General features: G+C 69.2%; 15 protein-coding genes and 1 pseudogene. 2 read left to right on the top strand and 14 right to left on the bottom strand.

The features are described 5' to 3' along the window. Nucleotides 1-14: 14 nt before the first annotated feature. From KIV56_RS13005 to KIV56_RS12985, 5 genes are all read right to left on the bottom strand, one after another. Entirely contained in the window at nt 15-1,424 is a 1,410-nt protein-coding gene (locus tag KIV56_RS13005) for a multicopper oxidase domain-containing protein (RefSeq protein ID WP_281533772.1), read from the bottom strand. Beyond that, a complete protein-coding gene (locus KIV56_RS13000; protein WP_281533771.1) occupies nt 1,405-2,001 on the bottom strand; it encodes a hypothetical protein in 597 nt (198 codons plus the stop codon). The genes KIV56_RS13005 and KIV56_RS13000 overlap by 20 nt, the downstream gene beginning before the upstream one ends. A gap of 1 nt (nt 2,002) precedes the next feature. Then, nucleotides 2,003-5,134, bottom strand: a complete 3,132-nt coding sequence (locus KIV56_RS12995) for a beta strand repeat-containing protein (RefSeq protein WP_281536151.1) — start codon at nt 5,132-5,134, stop codon at nt 2,003-2,005. A gap of 325 nt (nt 5,135-5,459) precedes the next feature. Continuing rightward, entirely contained in the window at nt 5,460-7,988 is a 2,529-nt protein-coding gene (locus tag KIV56_RS12990; protein WP_281533770.1) for an SdrD B-like domain-containing protein, read from the bottom strand. Nucleotides 7,989-8,437: 449 nt separating this feature from the next. Continuing rightward, nucleotides 8,438-8,872, bottom strand: a complete 435-nt coding sequence (locus KIV56_RS12985) for a hypothetical protein (RefSeq protein ID WP_281533769.1) — start codon at nt 8,870-8,872, stop codon at nt 8,438-8,440. A gap of 103 nt (nt 8,873-8,975) precedes the next feature. Here KIV56_RS12985 and KIV56_RS12980 point away from each other — a divergent pair, with 103 nt between their 5' ends. After that, entirely contained in the window at nt 8,976-10,040 is a 1,065-nt protein-coding gene (locus tag KIV56_RS12980; RefSeq protein WP_281533768.1) for a M23 family metallopeptidase, read from the top strand. A 41-nt stretch (nt 10,041-10,081) separates the two neighbouring features. On the opposite strand, the gene KIV56_RS12975 is transcribed toward KIV56_RS12980, so the two are convergent. The 4 genes from KIV56_RS12975 to KIV56_RS12960 all read right to left on the bottom strand — a co-directional run bounded on the left by KIV56_RS12975 (nt 10,082) and on the right by KIV56_RS12960 (nt 13,545). Then, on the bottom strand, nt 10,082-11,011 hold the full coding sequence (locus tag KIV56_RS12975) for a 5'-3' exonuclease (RefSeq protein ID WP_281536150.1): 930 nt from the start codon (nt 11,009-11,011) through the stop codon (nt 10,082-10,084). 115 nt (nt 11,012-11,126) lie between these two features. Then, nucleotides 11,127-12,230 carry an acyl-CoA dehydrogenase gene (locus tag KIV56_RS12970; protein ID WP_281533767.1) on the bottom strand — a complete coding sequence of 368 codons (1,104 nt, stop codon included), beginning with the start codon at nt 12,228-12,230 and terminating at the stop codon, nt 11,127-11,129. A 166-nt stretch (nt 12,231-12,396) separates the two neighbouring features. Further along, nucleotides 12,397-12,909 carry a Dps family protein gene (locus KIV56_RS12965; protein ID WP_281533766.1) on the bottom strand — a complete coding sequence of 171 codons (513 nt, stop codon included), beginning with the start codon at nt 12,907-12,909 and terminating at the stop codon, nt 12,397-12,399. Between the two features lie 141 nt (nt 12,910-13,050). After that, the gene (locus tag KIV56_RS12960) at nt 13,051-13,545 is read right to left on the bottom strand and encodes an NUDIX hydrolase (protein WP_281533765.1); all 495 of its coding nucleotides are present in this window, start codon (nt 13,543-13,545) and stop codon (nt 13,051-13,053) included. A gap of 209 nt (nt 13,546-13,754) precedes the next feature. On the opposite strand from KIV56_RS12960, the gene KIV56_RS12955 reads away from it, so the two are divergent. Next, nucleotides 13,755-14,411 (top strand): DUF4232 domain-containing protein, encoded by a 657-nt coding sequence (locus KIV56_RS12955; protein ID WP_281533764.1) that lies wholly within the window; start codon nt 13,755-13,757, stop codon nt 14,409-14,411. 195 nt (nt 14,412-14,606) lie between these two features. Here the strand turns inward: KIV56_RS12955 and KIV56_RS12950 are convergent, their stop codons facing one another. From KIV56_RS12950 to KIV56_RS12930, 5 genes and pseudogenes are all read right to left on the bottom strand, one after another. Further along, on the bottom strand, nt 14,607-16,247 hold the full coding sequence (locus tag KIV56_RS12950) for an NAD-dependent malic enzyme (protein ID WP_281533763.1): 1,641 nt from the start codon (nt 16,245-16,247) through the stop codon (nt 14,607-14,609). 96 nt (nt 16,248-16,343) lie between these two features. Further along, nucleotides 16,344-19,814 carry an efflux RND transporter permease subunit gene (locus KIV56_RS12945; protein ID WP_281533762.1) on the bottom strand — a complete coding sequence of 1,157 codons (3,471 nt, stop codon included), beginning with the start codon at nt 19,812-19,814 and terminating at the stop codon, nt 16,344-16,346. 166 nt (nt 19,815-19,980) lie between these two features. Beyond that, complete coding sequence (locus tag KIV56_RS12940; protein WP_281533761.1) at nt 19,981-20,868, bottom strand: aminotransferase class I/II-fold pyridoxal phosphate-dependent enzyme; 888 nt, start codon at nt 20,866-20,868, stop codon at nt 19,981-19,983. A 94-nt stretch (nt 20,869-20,962) separates the two neighbouring features. Next, nucleotides 20,963-21,220: pseudogene (locus KIV56_RS12935) on the bottom strand (aminotransferase class I/II-fold pyridoxal phosphate-dependent enzyme); the annotation flags it as partial. Nucleotides 21,221-21,251: 31 nt separating this feature from the next. Then, nucleotides 21,252-21,581: a GntR family transcriptional regulator gene (locus tag KIV56_RS12930; RefSeq protein ID WP_281533760.1), complete on the bottom strand. Its 330-nt coding sequence runs from the start codon at nt 21,579-21,581 to the stop codon at nt 21,252-21,254. Nucleotides 21,582-21,597 lie beyond the last annotated feature (16 nt).

Raw genomic sequence — 21,597 nt, 5'->3', positions numbered from 1 at the left:
TTTCATCATGGCTCTCAGACTCCCAAGTCGTTCGGATAGGCCTGCGCGCGGAGGGCGCCGGGCGCGTACACACGGATCTCGGTGGCCTGGCCGCCCATTCCGCCCGGGGCCAGGTTGTTCGTTGCGGGGTAGTTGCGGTTGTAAAGCATGTAGGTGTCGAAGCCCGGCCCGGTATGCGCCGGCGCGGTGAAGACCACGTCGAAGCTCTCACCGGGGCCGATGCTGATCGTCTCGGTCTCATAGGAGGTGTCGGTACCGTCGCGCCCACGCATCGGGGTGGCATCGCGGCCGACCACCCGCATCCGTATCCCGGCCATGGTCATCGCCTGCTCCCGGAATCCGAGGTTCGCGAACCGGAGGGCGACCGTCTCGCCGGCATTGCAGTTCACCAGCGACGACTGCGGCTGGTACTGCAGCTCGGGATGCCCCACTGGGGCGATGAGGTCTCCGGAAACAGGATCGGTCTGCACCGCGAGGGCGTGAACGGATGCCGCGGCATCGATCGGGGCGTTGGGGGCGATGGTGTCCGGGTAGACCCGTCCGTTGAGGAGTCCGAAGTCGGCCCGGTAGTCGCTCCACTGCGGCAGCTGGATATGGGCATCCGCCCAGTGCGCCTCGGCCCAGACCTCCGACAGGAACATCGCAAACTCTCGGTCGTAGCCGGTGGAGCCGTCCCCGTCGTTGTACAGGAACTGGGTGTGCCCGCCGATGGTCTGGCCGTCCTGCAGGGGACGGACGAAGACCAGACCGGTCATGCCCATCTGGACGTGCTCGACGTCCTCCACGTGGCAGTGGAACATGTACGTCCCTGGTTCGCGGGGCCGGTACACGTAGGAGAAGACACGTCCGGTCCGCACGGCCACGGAACCGGACGGTTCACCGTCGAAGAACGGGATCACGTTGCGGAACCCGTGCCAGTGCAGGGTATGGGCGTCGAACAGGTCCGGCCGCAACGCCAGGCCCAGGTTGGTCAGCTGCACGGTGAAATCGACCGGGTGGGCCGGGTCGAATTGCTTCGTCCAGAACATCGGAGCGGAGTGCTGGGCCTTGTTCTTCTGGTTCGTCCTCGCGGTGTCGCTCAGGCCGGTGACGTTGCGGAACCCGAAGATGTAGGTCGTGAACGGGTCCGGCGCGAGGACGTCGGGGTGGAACGGTGGGATGGCCGGGGTCTTCGGGAGGAAGATCCACCCGTCTGTGCCGGCCAGGTAGAGGTCCGGATCCCCGATGGCCGCGATGGCGGCCTCGGGAAGCAGGACATTGCCCGCCCAGACGCCGGTCCCGACGATGGCCACCGCGCCGCCGGCGAACTTGAGGAGGTCGCGTCGGCTGAAAGGCTTTTTGAAGATCATTCCCGTGTCTCCCTTGGGATCGGAGGTGCCGTTGCGGTGTGCGTTGTCGATCGGGTCAGGGGACATCGAAGGCATCCACGTTGTAGTCGCCGTTGCCACCGAGGCCGTGTGCTGTGCCGTCGAAGTAGACCGACCAAACGCCGTTGTTGTAATAGACGACGTCTTCGTCCTGAACCGCCCCGAGCGTCGGCACGGTCGTGTTGGCGGCGCTGAACGAGACGTAGAAGTGGGTGGCGTCCACTCGCACGAAGCCGTCGATGTCGGTATTGGTCGGCAGGTTGTATGGCGCGGCGCTCCTGTCGATCACCCGGCTGTATGCGGTGCCGTTCCAGCTGTAGATGTCGCCGTTGTCTGCGGGCCCTCCTACGCCTGGCGGGTTCGTGTTGCCCACAGTGGAGAAGTACAGGATTCCGCCAACGACGCTGATCGCATCCAGATCGAGGTTGTCGTTACCGCCGAGGCCGTGAACGCTGCCGTCGAAGTAGAGCGACCAGGCGCCGGCGTTGTAGTAGACGACGTCCTCGTCCTGCACGTTCCCGAGACCGGGCACGTTGACCTGCCCGGTGAAGGAGAGGTAGAAGTGGGTGTCGTCGACCCGGTCGTAGCCGTCGACATTGGCACCGGTCGGCAACCCGTATGGCGCGGTCGTCACGTCATGGACCCGACCGAAGGTGCTGCCGGTCCAGCGGTAGATGTCCGCGTCGTCCGCCGTTCCGCCGACGCCGGGCGGATTGATGTTCCCTTGCGTCGAGAAGTACAGGCCCTGGCCGGCCGGTGGCGGCGGCGGCGGAAGGGCCCCGGTGGCGAACGAGATCGCGTCCAGGTCGAGGTTGGCGGAGGCGTCCAGGCCGTGTGCGCCGCCGTTGAAGTAGATCGACCAGGCGCCGTCGAAGTAGACCACGTCCTCGTCGTCCACTGCGCCGACGCCCGGAACCGTGGTGGTCGCGTTGCTGAACGACAGGTAGAAGTGGGTGGCGTCCCGCCAGATGAGGCCGTCGACGTTGGGGTTGGTCGCACCGGTGGCCGACCCGCTGTTCGGCAGGTTGGTCGGCGCGGCCGTGGCGTCCAGGACGCGAACGTAGGAGCCTGCCACCGTTCCAGCGATAGACGTCGGCGTTGTCGCCGGTGCCGCCCGCTCCCGGAGGCACGGCCGTATTGTTCGTCGTGAAGTACAGCGTGTTCCCGACGACACTGATCGCGCCCATGTCGATGGTGCGCAGGAGCCCGTTCGCGCTGCCGTCGAACCACAACGACCACGAGGTGCCGTCGAAGTACACGACGTCTTCGTCGGCCACGGTGCCGATCCCGGGGAGGGTGACGTTCCCGGCGAACGAGGCGTAGAAGCGGGTGGCATCCACTCGGGAGAATCCATCCGTGTCGGCGCTGCTCGGGACGTTGTACGGCGCGGCGGTCATATCGATCGACCGGCTGAACGCGGTGCCGTTCCAGACATGGATGTCGGCGTCGTCAGCGGTGCCGGATACGCCGGGCGGGTTGGTGTTTCCTGTCGTCGAGAAGTACAGGTCCGAGGTCGGCGGAGGCGTTGTCGTCGCGCCGAACTCGTCTGCGCCGCTGTCGAAGCCGCCCAGTGCCGGCCGGGCCTGGTTGTCGAAGTCCGTGGCCGGCGCGTTCACGCCGGCGGTGCTCGCCGCGCCCAGGTTGCAGGCAGGCGTGCCGGGGCAGGCGCTCAGGTGGTAGTTGCCGAGCAGGTTCGGCGGCGCTTGCAGGGTGACGAGCGTGGCGTCCACGAACGCCGGGTTCTGACGCCAGGTGGCGAAGGAAACGGAGACGTCATAGGTCGAGACCACTGCCGGATCGACCGAGCTGTTGGTCGGACTGGTCGTGTACGCATGGGAGGCGGCGCTCTGCTGGACGACCGAGTTGGTCGGCGCGAGCACCCCGGTGCCGTCGGCCACACCGAGATCCCAGTTGTTGATGTCGGTTGCGCCGGTCAGGCCGATGCCGGTGACCGTGGTTCCGGCCCGGGTGCCGGCCCGGTTGTCCCAGAAGATGTTGTTGAACGACACCGGGTTGCTGAAGGTCGGCGAGCCGACCGGCAGTGTGGCCTGCAGCTGGTCGCTGTTGGCCGAGGTCGCCAGGCCGGCAGGAGCCGGTTGGCCGTCCGACGTCACCGCTGTGGCCGTCGTCAGGTTCTTCATGATCGTGTTGTTGTAGACCCGCACGTTCGGGGCGTCGTTAATGCCGATGCCGCCGCCCTCGTGGGTGGACACGTTGTTGACGATCATGTTGTTGTAGACATTCATCGGGAAGTTGCCGGCCATCAGGAAACGGATGCCGCCACCGTCGTCGTTGGCCATGTTGGCCTGGATCTGGTTGGCATAGATGTCCACCGGACCGGAGCCGGGCGAGAGTGCACCGACCGTCGCCGGCAGCTGCCCGGCGATCATGATCGCTCCGCCCTCGTCGTTGGACGAGTTGAAGTAGATGCGGTTGTGGTGGATCTTGCCGCCCGGGCTGAGGCCGTAGGCGCTCAACCCGCCGCCGTACTCCAGCGAGAAGTTGCCGCAGATGTCGTTGCCGGACACCTCGTAGCCGTCGGAGCCTGCGAAGAGCCCGATGCCGCCGGCCAGGTTGGTGCCCGCGTTTGCGATGACGCGGTTGTTGGCGATCCGCACGTTCTCGTTGTGGTTGCTCGTGTTCGGGGTGGCCAGATCGGGTGTGCCGATCCGGATGGTCCCGTAACCGCCGCCGTTGTTCTGCACCACGTTGTTGGTGACCTGGAGAGAGCGGGCGTATGCGTTGGCGAAGATCGCTCCGCCCTGTGTGGTGATGTTCGCCGGCAGGCCCGTCGGACCCCCGGTGAGGGCGTCGATGTTGCCGGGGAAGCCCACCTGGTCGCCGCCGCGGATGTCGAAGCCGTCGATGGCTGCCGTGAATCCGCTGGTGAACTGGCGTGCCGCACCGGGTGCCGTTGTGGCGTTCGCCGACGCCAGCACGTAGATCGCTTCGCCGTCGTTCACCGCCTGGTTGCCGTCCCAGGTCAGGCCGCCGACCTTGGCGAACCAGGCCGTGGCGAGGGCGGTGTCTCCGCCGAACGCGCCGGCGTCGATGATCGATCCCGGCACGAAGGTGGTGCCCTGGAAGCCGCCGGACCCGACGCCCTGCAGCTTGACCGGAGAGGCCATGACCAGGTTCTCGTAGTACGCGCCGCGGGGGTTGGCCGCGGTGGGCGTTGCCGGGTACACGATGACCAGGTCGTCTCCGTTGTTGGCGAACGCGGCGTCGAGTGCGGCCTGGATCGTTGCGTGGGTGCGGCCGGGGCCGACCTCTCGAACGGCAGGGTTGTAGCCGGTTCCGAGCACATGGAAGCTGAGCCCGTTGATGGTGCTCTGCCCGTTGCCCGAGGTGATCGTGAGCTGTTGCGAACCGACCGGGGCCGAGGCCGGCACGCTGGCTGTGATCGACGTGTCGCTCCAGGCGGTGATGTCGAGCGTTGTCGTGCCCAGATTGACGTGGCCGGTGCCCTGAGTCGAGCCCAAGCCGGTCCCGGCGATGGTGAAGGAGCGGCTGCCTGTTGCGGCCACGTACGGTTGCGACACGCTCAGCAGCTGCGGTGTGGCGGCGTCGAGGGCGCAGGTCACCGCCGTGTTGACCCCGGTGGTCGGGGACCCGACATAGACGCCGACCTGGGTCGGGGCGAGGTCGGTCGGAATGGTCACGCCGGGGAATGCCTCGAACTCGGTCGCTATCGAGCGATATCGCGGGTTGTAGTTTGCGTTCAGATGCCCGGGGACGCCGGGGTCGTTGCCCACGAAGCGATACATGTTGGCGCAGACACCCGAGGGTGTCGGGCAGCTGATGTGGTTCGTCGAGGGAAGCAGCACGTCGTACGCGCCGTTGAAATCGGACTCGACGGTCGTGACCAGCCGGTTGGCGAAGTCATAGATCCCGACCGGTGCGAAGGACACACCCGTCTTCTCCCCGAAGAGCGTGGACCGCGGGTCGGTGGAGAAGTTGATGTCGTCCACGATCAGGCCGCGCAGACGGGCCGGGACGGGGACATCCGTGAAGATGTTGAACATGGGCACGACGGACTTGCCGTTGTTCACCCGCACCAGTTTGGTGTCGCAGGTCGGCTTGGCTGCGCCTTCATAGGGCGACCCACCCATGCCCAGGAACGGGGGGTTCGAGACTGCTGTCGAGGCCGGCACGGTGACCCCGACGGGGACCCCGTTGGTGCCGTCGCCGACCACTGCGGGGTAGTTGTCCGTCTTGCTGCCCGCGAGGTCGACGGTGTGGAGCGTTCCTGCGCAGGCGGGCGGCGGCACCTGCGGAACGATCTGATCGCCGTTGGCGATGTTGACGTCCGTCTCGCTGGTCACCTTGTACAGGGGGTCGCCGGTGGCATCCTGCGGGATCGCGATTTTGACCAGGTAGTCGCCGCTTCCGAGCGGCTGGAAGGTTCCGCCGTCGCACACGGGGTTGGCCGGATCTGTGGCGTTCACTGTTCCTGTGCAGGCGTCGGCGAAGCCGTAGTTGCCATCCACGGCCGCACCGAAGTTCGCCGCCGATGTGCCCTGGTCGGTCGGGTACGGTCCGAATTGGACGCCCTGGATGGAAGCTCGAGATGCACTCTCCCGATGTCTCCTGGTTCGGCGCGAGCACGTTCTCGTCGAATGCCGCGGGGTTGTTTGCGGCGTGGACGAGAGGCTTGCCATCGACATCCCGGGCTACGCAGCCGGTCGGCCGGGTCCAGTGTTCCGAGAGGTAGGTGTTCAACAGCTTTCCCCTGGCCAACGACCCGTCCGGCGCGAGTTCGAAGGCGTCGTTCGTGCCCCCGCACGGCGCGGTCGTCGTGCCGCAGTCGACTGTGGACCAGAGCTCGACCGGCACGTCGGAGACACCAGGCTGCCAGTCCTCGGATGCGGCATATTGCGGGTCGAGCTCATTGCGGGTCGTGTCGTAGCTGACCGAGCCGACGATGCCGCCGTTGCGGGGGTCGATGCCATTGGCGCCTGTTGAATCGTAGGTGTGAACGCCCCAGTCCATCGTGCCGCTGAGGCCGATGATGCTGAGCACGCTGACGTCGACGCCGGCGCCCTTCACCGTGGTCGGGGTGGGCTGGTTGTCGGCCTGGTACGTGACACCGGTCGTGTAGAAGGAGTTGTTGAAGTTCTCCATGACGGTCCACTCGCTGAGGGGGTATGCGCTCTCGAAGTGGTAGTAGCCCGTGCTGTCGGTGGTGACGAGGTTCGTCCCTCTGTCCATCAGCGAGTTGTCCTGCTTGCGCATGGTCAGCGTGAAGTTGGGCATGCCGGTCTCGCCCGGGTCCTTCACACCATTGCGGTTGGCGTCGATGAAGACGTACCCGTCATATTCGGTCCACCAGCCGCTGTCCGGCAGATTGCCCATCTTCACCGTCTCGCCGTTCTTCACGGTCACATTGACCGAGTCGAGGAAGTGGTTCTGCGGCTCGTCCCACCAGCTCAGGCTGTAGTTGCCGTCGGGCACGCCAGAGATGTCGAAGGTGCCGTCCGTGCCGCCGTGACCCACCCACACTGCCTGGTCGCCGGCCTGCAGGTCGCTGAGCGAGAGCCACGGATTGACGATCGGCTTGCCCATCTTGCTCCCGGTCAGACCGAGCCAGTGGTTGTAGTCGCCGCCCTTGGGCGGGCTGTACTGCTTGACATTGACGACCGCGCCTTCAATGCGGCCCGAGCCGGCGGTCAGGGTGTTCGTGGGCTTCACGAATCCGAAGATCGGCCCTGGTACGGGTTCGCCGGCCAACAGGGCCTCGGTGTCGTATCCGGTGCTGCCCTCCATCACCCAGGCGTCGAAGTCGTGGTTTCCTTCAAGGGTCGTGGTCTGGATCCAGGTCTGGTTGGCCGGGGCTGAGGCAGTGAGCGCGTAGCGGTTACTCCCCAGGTGGGGCATGGTCAGGATGCCGCCGGCATCGCTGACGCAGTGGCCGCCTGACCCCGGGATCGGCACGGGGAGCATGCCCGCGTCGAGGCTGGCCATTGGGATCACGTGGCTGATCGGGTCCTCACCCTGGTAAACGGTGCACAGGGGGTTGCCATAGACGTCGGTCTGCACCTCGCCGAGGGTATCTGCGATGTGGCCGGTGAAGCCCGCCAGGCCAGGCTCGCCCTGGTCGAGGGTTCCGTTGGTCGTCGCGCTGTCCTGGAAGATCTGCGCCCGGAGCGTCGAGTCGGGAAGGGGGGTCGGCTGCAGTTCGACGGTGACGAGACCCGGGTCGGGAAGAGGCACGGTGAAGTGCGCGCCGTCGATCTTGTAGCCGTCGGAGAGCACAGAGATCAGGTATCGTCCGTTCGGGAGGGTGAGACCGCCTGCGAAGTCGGCCTGGTCGCCCTGGCGCACGATCGGACTCGTGCTGTGCGGCGTCTCCTTGATCGACGTCCACTCGCAGGAGCCCGGATACCCGGTGTCGAGTGTGTTGCAGCCGGAACCGAGCGCCGGACTCCGCTGAGCGGTCGTCCCGGTGTTGTCCTCGTTGATCATGTAGGTGAAGTTGGGGATGGCGGCACCCTTGGCGACTCCCGCACCCGCGAAAGCGCGAGGTTCCGTGCGCGCGCTGGTCACGTTCAGCGTCAGGCTGCTCGTCGTCGCAGCCTGGGCGGGCAGCACGGGCGGCGCCGAGAGCATCGCTATCGGCATGACCACCGCAGTGGCGGCGATTAGAATCCGCTGCCACAGAGGCCGCCGTACCGAAGTGAACCCGGACATGTCTCTCGTCGCTTCCATGGTGACCTCCAACGTCTGGAAGGCTCCATGCTGATCGGACGCGACCTGGCGACCAAGCCGCACCTGAGGGATGCTCGTCTCCCCAAAATTGGGGGGCGAGCCTCGCCACCCCCCAAATTGGGTGGTCGTGCACCCCCAGCATGAGGGTTGACCGCCCAGAGTGCGGTGGCCACGATGGGAGCCCATCCTCCCCGGAGGCCGGCGTGGCGAAGGATCGTGCCTCGCTTGTTGACGGGGCCGGTCCGTGCCACGATGACCGGGCATCGACCCGGTCGATCTGCACGTCCATCACCCGAAGCTGGATTGCGGAGGCTCATGAGTGCACTACGAGGTGTCCGTCGCATCAGTCGCGGTGTGGACGCTCACCCGGCCGCCCGACTGGCGCCGCCGCTCGCGACGATCGTCATCGTCGCGCTCGTGATCGCGGGGATGCCGACGTCGGCACAAGCGGACGGCGTACAGCCCGTGAACCAACCGGTTCCGGTTGCGACCGCAGCACCGACGCCGCCTCCGATACTCACGCCCTCGCCCGATCCGACACCCACGCCGACGGCGACCGCGACACCGGCACCCGCACCCACCCAGGCACCGTCGCCAGAACCCGCGCCGACGGCGCAACCCACGCCCACTCCGCTTCCCACTCCGACGCCCACTCCGACGCCGACCCAGACGCCGATCCCGACGCCGACCCCGACGCTCACCCCGACGCCGACGCCGGCCCCTGATCCCACGCCCAGCCCTCGCCCCACGCCGACGCCGACAGCGACGGCGACCCCGGAGCCCACGCCCACGCCCACGCCCACAGCGTCGCCGACCCCGGCGACCCCGCCGGCCCTGGTGCTCGTGGCCCCGGAACCCCAGCAGGCCTTCGGCCCCCGGGCACCCGTCGTGTCATCGGCTGTGCGACAGACAGCTGCTGCCGCCCGCGCCGCTGCCGACAGGGCGCAGGCGGAACACGTCTCGGCCCGCCGCGCCGCCGCCGTCACTGCCGCCCAGTCCCGCCTGCGCGCGGCGGAGACCGGCCTGGCCGCGGCGAAGCTCGCCGACGCCTCGGCCCAGGCAGACTACGCGGCCGCCGTCAGCCGGGCCGACCTTGTGCATGCGCTCAGGGAACGGGCCGGAGTAACCGCAGACGCGTCCCGCCGGGTGCTGGCGACGCTCGTTCGCGGCCTGATGCAACAGTCCGGCAACAGCACCCTCGACGTGCTGCTCGACGACAGGGCCGACCAGGACCTGCTGTTTCAGCTCGGCACACTGGATACCCTGTCCAGGCTGACCGCGAATCTCGACGACGTGCGCAGTCGGGTCGCCGCGGACGTCAGTCGGGAGCAGGTGCTCGAGAAGCAGGACGCCGCCGCTCAGGCCGTCATCGCCGCGGTCCCGGTTTCCGCCACCCGTGCGGCGGTCGCGGCGGCGCAGGACGACGTCGACGCCGCATCCGCCGCCCTCGCCGACCTGGGCCGGTCCGTTCCTGCGACCACGGCGGCGAGTGAGGTCCAGCCGTTCCCGGCAACCTCGACGGTCGCGGACACCGGGCGTCTGAGTGAACAGGGCTGGACCGCACCGGCCATCGGGCGCATCACCGATCCGTTCGGCCCGCGTCTCGTGCACCCGGTTGCCGGGGTCAGTGATTTCCACCGGGGGACGGACATCGGCGCAGGGTGCGACGCGGCCATCTATGCGGCGGCCGACGGGGTCGTCGAGTCCGCCGGCGTGCTGGGCACCTATGGCAACTGGATCCTGATCGACCACGGAAGCGGCATCGCGACCGGCTACGCGCACATCGCCCCCGGGGAGACACTGGTCAGCGTCGGTGAGCGCGTTGTTGCCGGCCAGGTGATCGCCGGAGTCGGGAGCACCGGCGCCTCGACCGGCTGCCACCTGCACTTCGAGGTCAGGATCGACGGGACCGCCGTCGACGCCGTCCCGTTCCTGGCCCTGCGTGGCGTGAACCTCGGCACCTGAATTGTGGTCGCCCAGCGGCCGACACGGCGAGGGGAAATGGGTCAGGCCAGGCCAAGGAGGGCGGCGCGAGCTCGCTTCATCGACGTCGTGAGGCCCCACTCGGCGGAGAGTCGCTCGAGCTCGGCGTCCTGCTCCGGGGTGCTCGGGCGGATGCGGGCGTCGAACGTGGGGAGCGACAGGTCGCGCACGACGTTGACGACGGTCGGGGCGACCGCGAGGTAGTCGACGGCGGCGGTGATTTTTCCGCGCACGCCCGCAGCGAGTGCCGAGGCCGGATCGGCGGCCGCGGCGACGATGCCGTCCAGGTCACCGAAGTCGGCGAGCAGGGTGGCCGCGGTCTTTTCGCCGATTCCGGCGACTCCGGGGAGCCCATCGGAGGCGTCGCCGCGGAGGGCCGCGAAGTCGGCGTACTGCGCCGGGCTGACGCCGGTCTTCGCGATCAGCGCGGCATCGGTGAGGGTCTCGAGCCTGGCCATGCCGCGGCCGGTGTAGATCACGCGCACGGTGCGGGAGTCGTCGACGAGCTGGAAAAGGTCGCGGTCGCCGGTGACGACATCGACGGGGATGTCCGCGTGCGAGGCGAGCGTGCCGATCACGTCGTCCGCCTCGTGCCGCGGGGAGCCGATCACCGGGATTCCGAGCGCGGCGAGCAGCTCACGGATGATCGGAACCTGCGAACTGAGCAGCTCGGGGACGTCCTCGGTCGCGGTGGGGGCATCCGCTGCCGGAGACTCGACGAGCGCGGCGACCCGGTGGGTTTTGTAGGTCGGGATCAGGTCGACCCGCCACTGTGGACGCCAGTCGTCGTCCCAGCAGGCCACGATCTCGGTCGGCGGGAACTCGGTGACGAGCCGGGTGATGATGTCGAGCAGCCCGCGCACGGCGTTGACCGGCTGGCCATTCGGCGCGCGGACGGTGTCGGGCACCCCGTAGAACGCGCGGAAGTACAGGGCAGCGGTGTCGAGCAGCATCCGGCGCTCCGGTGGAGTGGTCACGGCGGAATCCTGACATATCGGACCCCCGTGCGTCCACCGGGGAGGGATCCAGGTCGTGCTGGCGCTATTGTGCCGATTGAATCGCCGCCGCTCACCAGGGCGAGGGGCCGCCGCCGGGGACCGAACCGCCGTCGAGGAGCAGGGTGCCGAGAGCGGCCTCGTCGCGTTCGGCGTGGTGCTGGCGCACATAGAGCTCGAGGTCGGCGACCCGCTGCGAGTGCCGGGCCTCGAAGGCGAGCGGCCACGGGCCAAGCGTGTGGCCAGCCCGGGCGATGACCTCCTCGACCGAGCGTGCGACGAGGCCGCGTACCCTCGCCGCGAGGAGCGCCCCGGCCTGGCCGGTCGCGCTGCCGTCGTCGATCGATGCGGCCGCGGCCGCAAGGGCACCGCCGCACGCGCTCAGGGCCACGTCGATCGCGCCGAGGTGCGCGAGGGCGATCTGGTCCGCCGGCCATTCCTGGGCGCCGCGGAACACCCGACGGGCGATCCCGACTGCCCCGCCGAACCAGCACGCGGCGACGCCGATCCCGGCCCAGGCGTAACCCGGCCGGTCGAAGTACCAGTTGTCCTCGCGGATCGCGACCGCGGGCACGCCCCGGAAGTCGACGGGGCCGCTGGTGATGGAGGGCAATCCGCGGCCGACCCAGGTGTCCTCGAGTACGGTGATGCCCGGCGCGGTGAGATCGACCGCGAACAGCCGCAGCGCCTGACTCGACGTGTGCGCCGTGACAAGGGCGTTGCTCAGCGAACTCGCGAGCGAGCACCACGGTTTGAGCCCGTCGAGCCGCCAGCCCTGCTCCGACTCACTCGCGTCGAGGCGGGTGCCACGCGCTTCGGCCGAGAAGACACCCCAACTGCGGATCTGGTCCGTCTCACCGCCGGGCAGCTGCGCCGGTTCGACGGATGCCTGGCCCAGGACCGAGAGGGCGGCGAGATGACCGTCGGTGACGCGCGCCGCCGACAGGTCGGCCGCCGACACCGTCGCGAGCGTCTCGAAGAGGCGCCGGGTGTCGCCCTCGCCGATGGCGGGAAGACGGGAACCGAGGTGCATGGCGAGCCGGAGTGCCCTCCCGGTATCGCCGTTCACGAGCAGGGCCTCATCGGCGACCACCCGGAGTTGCTCACTCGCCTCGCGATCACCGGGCGTACCGAGCCAGACCGGGGCACTCTCACTGTCGAAGTTCCGCTGGTTCATCTGCGGCCTCGCCTTCTTTTGCTTGTCATCCTCGACCCGCGCACTGCCCATCCGACGTCCCCTTCTCGTCGAGTCCCCCTCGCCGCGACACCGGTCCGCGGCCTTCGTCGTCCTCCGCCGCAACCGGCCCTGGTTTCTGGCCCAATGGGCCCGTCCGACCCCTCGCTCAGTCCGTGACGTCCGAGAGGGCGCGTCCGGACGGGCGGGTCGGCGACTTGGCGGTCGCCTTCCGCGGTATGCGGTTCTCGGCGCTGACCATCCAGGCGTACTGCTCGAGCTTCTCGATGAAGCCGTGCAGGATATCGGCGCTCGTCGGGTCCTCGTCGTCAACGGCATCGTGCACCTTGCGGATGTTCTTCACCGTCGCGTCGAGCCGCTCCGTGATCATGACGACGGTTTCCGCGGTGTCGACCTCGCCCGCCGGGAACTTCGGCAGGTGGGTGTCCTTGGCGACCGTCTCGGTGCGTCCGTCGGGGAGGGCGTCGAGTGCGCGCATCCGCTCGGCCAGCTCGTCGGAGAAGATGCGGGCATCGTCGATGATCTCGTCGAGCTGCAGGTGCAGGTCGCGGAAGTTGTGGCCGACGACACTCCAGTGCGCCTGCTTGCCCTGAACGTGGAGTTCGATCAGGTCGACGAGGACGGACTGGAGGTTGCCGCCGAGTTCAGCCGATGCCTTCATGGGTGCGCCCCTCTCACGCAGGAGCGCGCGGCGGCGGATGCCGGGCGAGGATCCCGCTCGTTTCGAACAGCACGATAGCAGGGGTGTCCCCGCCGTGTCAGGTGGAGCGGATGCCCCTGTTCGGATGTACCGCGGCCGGCGCTAGGCCTGGGTGTCGGCCGGGGTGTCGCGGCGGCGGAAGAGCGCGGGCCCCGACTGGGCGACGGCGAGCCACAGCCGCTCGTCGTGCGTGCCCGGCAGGGGCGGGAGCGCGTCGAGCGGCCACCAGGCGGCCGCCGTGTTCTCGCCGTCGGCTGGGTGCGGGTCGCCGCTCACCCAGCGGCAGCGGAAGAGCACGTCGAGATACTGGGCCTGATCGCCGTTGGCGTACTGGAGGGGCTCGTGGGCGAAGACGCCGACGAGGGTCTCGACCTCGGCGATGATCCCGGACTCCTCGAGGATCTCGCGCGCCGCGGCATCCGCGGGCTCTTCGCCGGGGTCGACGACTCCGGCGACGTTCGACCAGTTGCCGTTGTCGGCGCGGCGGACGAGGAGCGCCTCGTCGCCGCGCACGACGACCGCGGTCACGCCGATGAGCCAGAGCGGGGCGTGCCCGATGCTTTTACGGAGTTCGAGGATGAAATCGGGGGTGGCCATCCTTCGAGCCTAGCCAGCGGATCTCCTGAGTTGGCCACCGCAGCACCGGTTGCCGGGATGCGCAACCCCCTCGCGCGCGAACTCACCGCACAAGCCGGGTGCGAGACTGGTGACGCGGCCTCTCAGACGGACCGCGACAGGGGGGCGACATGACCGGATCACGGGTCGGGAGAGCGTGTCGGGGGACTTCGCACGGCACCGGGCACAGAATGGCGGCGGCACTCGGCGCAGCGGCGCTGCTCTGCACAGCGCTCTCCGCGTGCGCGGCGGCGGCACCGTCGTCGACGGCCAGTGCGACAGCAACGGCAACCGCATCGACCTCGGCCTCGGCCTCGACCGTCCCAACGGCGACAGGTGCACCGACGGACACTCCCACCGGGTCACCCACAGCGGTCCCCACTCCCACGCCCGGCGACGACGTTTCCGCGGCCTGTTCTGCCGGCGCGCTCGGCGCAGCCCTCGTCTCGCGGCCGATGGACAGCGGCATGAGCAGCTTCTACTGGGACCTGTCCCTGACCAACACGGGAGCCCAGGCCTGCACCGTGCAGGGATACCCCGGTGTCCGGCTCGTGAACGCGAGCACCGGGGCGCTGCTCGGCCCGGCCGCGGCGCACGAACGCTACCCGACGGTGACGGGGGATGCCGTCGAACTCGCTCCCGGCGCATCCGCCTACAGCCTGCTGCACCTGAATCAGGCGGGCGCATACACCTGCACGCTCGTCGCTGTCACCGAGCTCGACGTGACCCCGCCCGGCACGGATGTCCCTCGCCGGGTTACGACGCCCAACCCGATCCAGGGGTGCGACGACCCGCTCATCGGCCTGGTGAAGGTGGGTCCGTTCGCGCCTGCCGCGCTCGTCTACTAGCTGCAAATCGGGAGAGCCCGGTTTGTGGCCGGCGAGAGTGGTCTCGGTCGACATCGGGGGCTAACTCAGGAAGACCGCGCCTCACCGGGATGCCGGACCCCGGAAACAGGCGGACACGTGCCGGCGACGACGCGAATCTCCTGAGTTAGCCCCCGGGGCATGCCGAAGAGGGCGGGCGCGACGGAGCGGGACCGGCTAGTAGGCGGGGTGCCAGGTCGCGGCAGCGACCGCGGCCTCGGGGTCGGTGATGGGGACACCGTTGACCCCGTCGCGCACGGCCTGGGCGACCACGGCGACGGCGACGCGGCGTGACACCTCGGGCAGGTCCCGGAACGAGGGCAACACGGCAGCGCCCGGACGGGTCACGTCGACCATGCCGGCGATCGCGTGCGCGGCGGCGAGGAGCATGGCCCGGTTCAGCACGGTCGCCCGCGCGACGATCGCTCCGAAGCAGATCCCCGGATACATCAGGGCGTTGTTGCCCTGGCCGATTTCGTAGTCGACCCCGTCGAACCGCACGGGGGCCGACGGGCAGCCGGTGCTCACGAGGGCGGCGCCCGCCGTCCAGGTGATCACGTCGGCCGCGGTCGCCTCGGCGAGTTCCGCCGGGTTGGAGATCGGACAGATCAGCGGGCGTTCGACGTGGGCGGCCATCTCACGCACGGCAGCCTCGGTGAAGGCGCCGAACTGGGTCGAGGTGCCGATGAGCGCAGTCGGGTGCACGGCGGCGATCACGCCCTGCAGCGAGCGCGGGTCGGCGAGCGCGGGCGCGAACGCATCGCCGTCCAGTTCCCGCGCGGGCCGGGCGTATCGCCGCTGGCCCGCGGTGAGGTCGGGCAGGCTGTCGACGATGAGCCCCTGCCGGTCCATCAGGTAGATCCGGGCCTCGGCTTCCGCGAGGGACTGTCCGCCGGTCACGACGAACTCGTCGACGATCTGGTCGGCGATGCCGATCCCGGCGGTTCCCGCACCGAAGATCAGCACCCGCTGGTCGCGCAGGGTCAGCCCGGAGATCAGCATGCTCGTGTTCAGCGCTGCGAGGATCGTGACGCCGGTGCCCTGGATGTCGTCATTGAGGGTGCAGATGCTGTCGCGATACCGCTCGAGGATCGGCGCGGCCGTCGCGCGGCCGAAGTCCTCCCAGTGCAGCAGCGCGCCTGGGTAGAGCCCGAGGGCCGTCTGCACGAAGTCGTCGATGAACCGGTCGTAGTCAGCGCCACGGATGCGTGGAAAACGATTTCCGAGGTACCGCGAGTCGGCGAGCAGCCCGGCATTGTCGGTGCCGACGTCGATGAACACCGGCAGGATCTGAGCGGGGTCGATTCCCGCTGCCGCGGTGTAGACGGCGACCTTGCCGGTGAGGATCTCAGCCCCGTTGACTCCCCAATCGCCGATGCCGAGGATGCCCTCGCCGTCGGTGGCGACGATCAGGCGGATGTCCCGGCCGTTGGCGTAGATCTTGAGCGCGTCCGCGATGCTCTCGGGATCGAGTGCGGAGATGTAGGCGACGTCGCTGCCCGCGTAACAGTCGCTGTACTGCTGGATCGCCTGGGCGACGGTCGGCGCGTACACGATCGGCAGGAATTCGACGAGATGCCGGGACATGGCGTAGTAGAAGAGGCGGCGGTTGCGCGCGCAGACGTCCATCAGGAACAGGCGCTTCTCGAGGTCGTTCGGCCGGGCCAGGAACCGCCGGTAAAGCTGGCCCGATTGCTGCTCGATGGTCTGCACGACGTGCGGGAGCTGCCCGGTGATGCCGCCGCGCATCCGCTCGGCCCTGGTGAAGGCGGTGCCCTTGTTGCGGTACGGGTCGGAGAGCAGGGAAAGCCCGGTCATGAAGTGCCTCTCGCGAGTTGGAGGCCGCGACGGTGTGACCGGTGTGCCGGGCCTGAGGCTGCTGCCTACCCCGCTTCACCCAGTTTAACCCCGCGTTTACCCGAGATTCGTCGCCGCGGCAGCCGCGGACTCGCGTGCCACGTTCTTCTCCTCGCGGCGGATGGCCCGGCGCTCCCGCCCGCCCTCGACGAGGAAGTAGAGCACCGGCAGCACGATGAGGGTGAGCAGGGTCGAGGAGACCAGGCCGCCGATCACGACGAGGGCGAGCGGCTGGGAGATGAACCCTCCGGTGCCGGTGAGGCCGACCGCCATCGGCAGCAGGGCGAAGATCGTAGCGAGCGCGGTCATCAGGATCGGGCGCAGCCGCCGGGAGGCGCCGTTGACGAGCGCCTCGCGCACGTCGAGGCCCCGTCGGCGGTACTGGTTGACGAGGTCGATCAGAACGATCGCGTTCGTCACGACGATGCCGATCAGCATCAGCACGCCGATCAGCGACGGCACACCGAGGGGGATGCCGGTGATCACCTGCAGCGCGATGGCCCCGGTCGCCGCGAACGGGATGGACACGAGCAGCAGCAACGGCTGCAACAGCGACCGGAACGTCGCGACCATGACGATGTAGACGATCAGGATCGCGGCGAGCAGCGCGATTCCGAGCTGTTGGAACGCGTCGGTCTGGTCCTTCGTGACGCCGCCGAGGGTCGCTGTCGCGCCCGTCGGCAGGGTTGTGTCGGCGAGCACGGTGGCCATCTGGGCGTTGGCGGTGCCGAGGTCGTTGTTGTTCGGCGTCGCCGAGACCGTCGCGGTGCGCAGGCCCTTCGTGGTCGTGAGGGTGGCCGGGCCGTCGACCTGCGCGACGGTCGCGAGGGTGCTGAGCGCGACCGGCCCGGCGACCGTCGGGATTTGCAGGGCGGCGAGCGCGGCCGTCGTGGTCGGCGAGCTGGCCCCGGTGAGGTACACGGACAGGTTCGCCTCGTTGATGACGATCGACCCGACGATGCTCGGCTGCATCGCCTGCGAGACGAGACTGCCGAGGGCGAGCTCGCTCAGGCCCGCCGCAGCGGCCTTCGTGCGGTCGATCTTCACGGCGAGGTAGGGCCGGGACGCGGCAAGGTTGCTCGAGCTCTCCTTGATCGCGTCGAGCTTCTTCACGGCGGCGAGGATGCTGTCGCTCGCTTTCTGCAGGTCGGCGCCGTTCGCCGCGGTGATGTCGACGGCGATGTCCGAGGTGCCGCCGAAGCCGCCGCCGGCCGTGACGGAGAAGTCGCCGACGTCGGTGAGCGCGGCGAGCTTGCCGCGGACGGCGTCCTGAACGGCGTCGGGCTTGGCCACTCCGTCGGTCGTGATCGAGTAGCTCACTGTGCTCGTGGTCGGCGCTCCCCCGGCGAACGCGGCGAGGGCGCTGCCGCCGCCGATCGATACCTGGACGATCTTCACGCCCGGAGTGCTGCGCAAAGCTGTTTCGACCGTCGTCGAGGCGGTGTCCTGGGCGGCGAGGCTCGTGCCGACAGGGAGAGCCTGGGCCACCCGGAACGTGGTCTGACCGGTCGAGCCGAGGAAGTTGACCTTCATGAACGGGATGATCGCGACCGTCCCGCCGAGCACGAGCACCGAGAGCAGCAGTGTGACGACCGCGTGCCGGAGCGTCCACCGGATGATCGGCAGGTATCCGGTCTGCAGCCGGCTCGGCTCCTCTGCGATCGCGGTCGCGGGAGCGGATGCCGCGCGCCGGGTGCGCCGGGACGCGGTCGCGGGTGCCGCAGCGGTGGAGGTCGCGGGGGTCGCCGCGAGGACGGACTCGCCGAGCGGGTCCGCCGCCGCGCCGGTTTCGGCAGCCCGCGCCTGCGGTTTCGGGAGCGGGCTGCCGAAACCGGCGCGGTCGCGGTCTGATTCCGCCGAAACGGGCGCGGTGGCGGCCTCGCCGGTGGCGGCATCCGTTGCCGCGAGGACCGGGGCCGTCTCGGGAATTGTGCCCGGCTCGGCGGACTTCGGCGTCTTCTCAGGCCTCGCAGGCTTGGCGGTCTTCGGCGACGTGGCGGGCTTCGGATTCGGGGCGCGCAGGAACCAGTAGGCGAGCACGGGCACGATCGTGAGCGAGACGAGCAGGGAGGCCAGCAGCGCGATCGTGACGGTCAGGGCGAAGGGGCGGAAGAGTTCGCCGGTCGACCCGCCGACGAAGGCGATCGGCAGGAAGACCGTGACGGTCGTGATCGTCGACGCGGTGATCGCCCCGGCGACCTCGCGCACGGCCTCGACGATGGTCTCGGATCGGTCCGCCCCGGGCACGAGGTGGCGCTTGATGTTCTCGATGACGACGATCGAGTCGTCGACGACGCGGCCGATCGCGATCGTGAGGGCGCCGAGAGTGAGGATGTTGAGCGAGTATCCGACGCCCTGCAGGCCGATGAACGTGATCAGCACGGAGGTCGGGATCGAGATCGCGGTGACGAGCGTCGCCCGCACCGAGAGCAGGAAGACGAGGATCACCAGCACGGCGAACACGAGTCCGAGGATGCCCTCCTGGGTGAGCGAGTTGATCGACTCCTGGATGAACGGGGCCTGGTCGAAGACGACGGTGAAGGTCGTGCCGGGCACGGCGTCCTGGAGCTTCGGGAGGATCGCCCGGACGGCCGTGGACACGTCGACCGTGTTGGCGGCGGGCACCTTGGTGACCGCGATCGTGAGGGCCGGCTTGCCGTTGACGCGGGAGATGCTCGCGACGGGGTTCTCGCCGAGCACGACCGTGGCGACGTCACCGATAGTGGGCGGGGCGGCGGGCGCGGCACCCGGGGCGGTGACCGCACCGGCGCCGGGTGCAGTGCCGGCACCGGTGCCGAGCAGCGGCAGGGCGGCGATGTCCGCGGCGGAGGTCAGCTTGCCGCCGGCTTGCACGGACAGGGTCTTGTCGCCCTCGGTGAGCGAGCCGGCGGGGATGAGCGCGCCGTTCTGCTGCAACGCGGAACGGATCGCCTGCGTGCTGAGGCCGCGGGTGGCCAGGGCAGCGGCATCCGCTGTGATGGTCACCCGGCGGCCGACGTCGCCGACGAGCGCGGCCTCGCGCACCCCGGACACGTCGCGGATGTCGCCGAGCACGCTGCGCTTGAGGTCGTCGGCGAGGGTGGCCTGGTCGCCGCCGGAGACGGCGAGGGAGATGACCGGGAAATCGTCGATGCTGCCGCTGATCACCTGCGGGTCGAGGTTGTCAGGCAGGCGGGTCTTGATGCGGTTGATCGCCTGGCTGATGCGCGATTCGGCCTTGACGAGGTCTGTGCCGTATGTGAACGTGGCGCTCACGAGCGAGGAGTTCGTGCTGCTCGTCGTCGAGGTGGATTCGAGGCCGGCGATGCCCTGGATAGCGGTCTCGATGGGGGTCGAGACGTCGTCGTTGACGACCTCGGGCGAGGCGCCCGGATAGCTCGTGGAGACGAGCAACTGCGGTAGTTGCAGGGAGGGAATCAGTTCCTGCTTGAGGCTCGTGAGGGCGAGGCTGCCGAAGATGGCGGCGACGATCGTGATCAGGGCGATCAGGGCCCTGTTCTTCATGCTCAGCACGGCGAGAAAATGCATGGCTCAGTATCGCATCGCGCTGTGACAGGCGTGTCGCGTTTTGCACCTCGGGTTCGGCGCGCAGGGCCCGGGCCCTCACCAATTCGACGGAGTCTTTGCCCGGAAAGCGCTTAGATCGCGCTCTCTCGGCGTCGGAAACCCAAAATCTCCGTCGAATTCGTCAGGGTCAGACGACGTCGGCGAGGTACCCGGTGTCGGGCAGCGGATGCCGCAGCAGTGACCCCCAGGCCAGGCCCAGGGCATCCACCGCGCGTTCCATCTCGACCGCGCTGTGGCAGAACGGGACCCGCAGGAATCGTTCGAAGGCGCCGTCGACGCCGAAGCGGGGCCCGGCCGGCACGAGCAGGCCGTGGTTGCGCGCGGCGAGCGCGAGCTGGGAGCTCACCGGGCGACCGAGGTTGACCCACGCGGTGAGGCCGCCGTCGACGTGCGGCACTGTCCAGTCGGGGAAGCGCGCGGCGAGGAGTGCCTTGAGGTGGTCACGTCCGTCGCGGAGCTCGTGGCTGCGACGCTCGAGAATCGCCGGCATCTCCGGGAGCATCCGGGTGACGATGAGTTGCTCGAGGATCGGCGTGCCCATGTCCGTGGCCGTGCGTGCGGCGACCAGGCGGCGGATCAGGGCGGGCTCGGCCCGGATCCAGCCGATGCGCAGGCCGCCCCAAATGGTCTTGCCCACCGACCCGACCGTGACGACCGTGCCGCGGACGCCGGCGCCCGTGCCGTCGCCGGAGTCCATCCCATAGCCGTTGATTCCCGCACTCCCCCGCTCGCCCGGCGCGTATGCCGCGAACGGCATGAAATCTCCCGGACGGTCGATGCCGAGCTCGCCCATGGTCTCGTCCGCGATGAGGACCGTGCCCTGCCGGGAGGCGGCCTCGATCACGCGGGTCCGCTGCTCGGCGGGCATCGTCTGCCCGGTCGGGTTGTGGAAGTCGGGCATCAGGTAGCCGAGCACGGGATTGCTGCCCCGGAGTGCCTGGAGCAGGGCGGGTTCGTCCCAGCCGGAGGAGCCGTCTGGATCGGAGCCTGCCGCCGACCCGGCCCGCCTGCGCACCCGATTCCGCCGCGGAACCTGCGCTCCCCCGCGCCGTCACGCTCACCGGTACGAGCCGCGCCCCGGCGGCACGGAACGCTTCGACCGCGTGCGGGTAACTCGGCTGTTCGATCAGCACCCGGTCGCCGCGGCTGACGAGTACCCGGGCGAGCAGTGCGATCGCATGCTGGGCCCCGATCGTGACCATGATCTGCTCCGGGTCGGTCGGAAGGCCCCGCACCCGGTACCGTTCGGCGATCGCGGCGCGCAACTCCGGGATGCCGACGGGGTCGAAACCCGGACCGTCCAGGTGGCGCGAGAGGTCTTCTGCTGCGCGCGCGGCGACATCCGCCAGCCCGCCGAGCGCCGACATCGTCGCCTTGCTGAGATCGAGGACGCCGTTGTCACCCGACGCGCTCCCGGAGCCCGGGCCGTCCCCCGCGCTGGAGGCGGCGCCGGAGCCCGGCAGCCGCACCACGCTGCCAGAGCCGCGCACGCTCGAGAGCAGCCCGGCGGAACGCAGGCTCGCGGTAGGCGGCCGTCACGGTGGTGCGGCTCAACCCGAGCCGCAGGCCCAGCTCGCGTTCGGCGGGCAGGCGGGTACCCGCGGTGAGGCGGCCGTCGAGCGCGAGCAGGCGGATGCGATCGGCGAGCCCCCGGTAGGCGCTGCCGCCGGTGCGCCACTCGCCGAGCTTCGACTCGAGGGCACGGGCGCTGAGCTGGATTTCCGACATGAGGCCACTCTAGACA

The sequence above is a fragment of the Cryobacterium breve genome (genome assembly GCF_027594785.1).
GTDB lineage: Bacteria > Actinomycetota > Actinomycetes > Actinomycetales > Microbacteriaceae > Cryobacterium > Cryobacterium breve_A.
This window is presented reverse-complemented; position numbering and strand designations above follow the sequence as displayed.

Bases quoted from the DNA above. Each gene is read 5' to 3' on its own strand.
- KIV56_RS13005 (WP_281533772.1), bottom strand. From the start codon at position 1,424: ATGCCTTCGATGTCCCCTGACCCGATCGACAACGCACACCGCAACGGC.
- KIV56_RS12955 (WP_281533764.1), top strand. From the start codon at position 13,755: ATGGCGGCGGCACTCGGCGCAGCGGCGCTGCTCTGCACAGCGCTCTCC.
- KIV56_RS12995 (WP_281536151.1), bottom strand. From the start codon at position 5,134: ATGTATCGCTTCGTGGGCAACGACCCCGGCGTCCCCGGGCATCTGAAC.
- KIV56_RS12950 (WP_281533763.1), bottom strand. From the start codon at position 16,247: ATGACCGGGCTTTCCCTGCTCTCCGACCCGTACCGCAACAAGGGCACC.
- KIV56_RS12960 (WP_281533765.1), bottom strand. From the start codon at position 13,545: ATGGCCACCCCCGATTTCATCCTCGAACTCCGTAAAAGCATCGGGCAC.
- KIV56_RS12990 (WP_281533770.1), bottom strand. From the start codon at position 7,988: ATGCCGATAGCGATGCTCTCGGCGCCGCCCGTGCTGCCCGCCCAGGCT.
- KIV56_RS12970 (WP_281533767.1), bottom strand. From the start codon at position 12,230: ATGAACCAGCGGAACTTCGACAGTGAGAGTGCCCCGGTCTGGCTCGGT.
- KIV56_RS12945 (WP_281533762.1), bottom strand. From the start codon at position 19,814: ATGCATTTTCTCGCCGTGCTGAGCATGAAGAACAGGGCCCTGATCGCC.
- KIV56_RS12930 (WP_281533760.1), bottom strand. From the start codon at position 21,581: ATGTCGGAAATCCAGCTCAGCGCCCGTGCCCTCGAGTCGAAGCTCGGC.
- KIV56_RS12965 (WP_281533766.1), bottom strand. From the start codon at position 12,909: ATGAAGGCATCGGCTGAACTCGGCGGCAACCTCCAGTCCGTCCTCGTC.
- KIV56_RS12975 (WP_281536150.1), bottom strand. From the start codon at position 11,011: ATGCTGCTCGACACCGCTGCCCTGTACTTCCGCGCGTTCTACGGGGTG.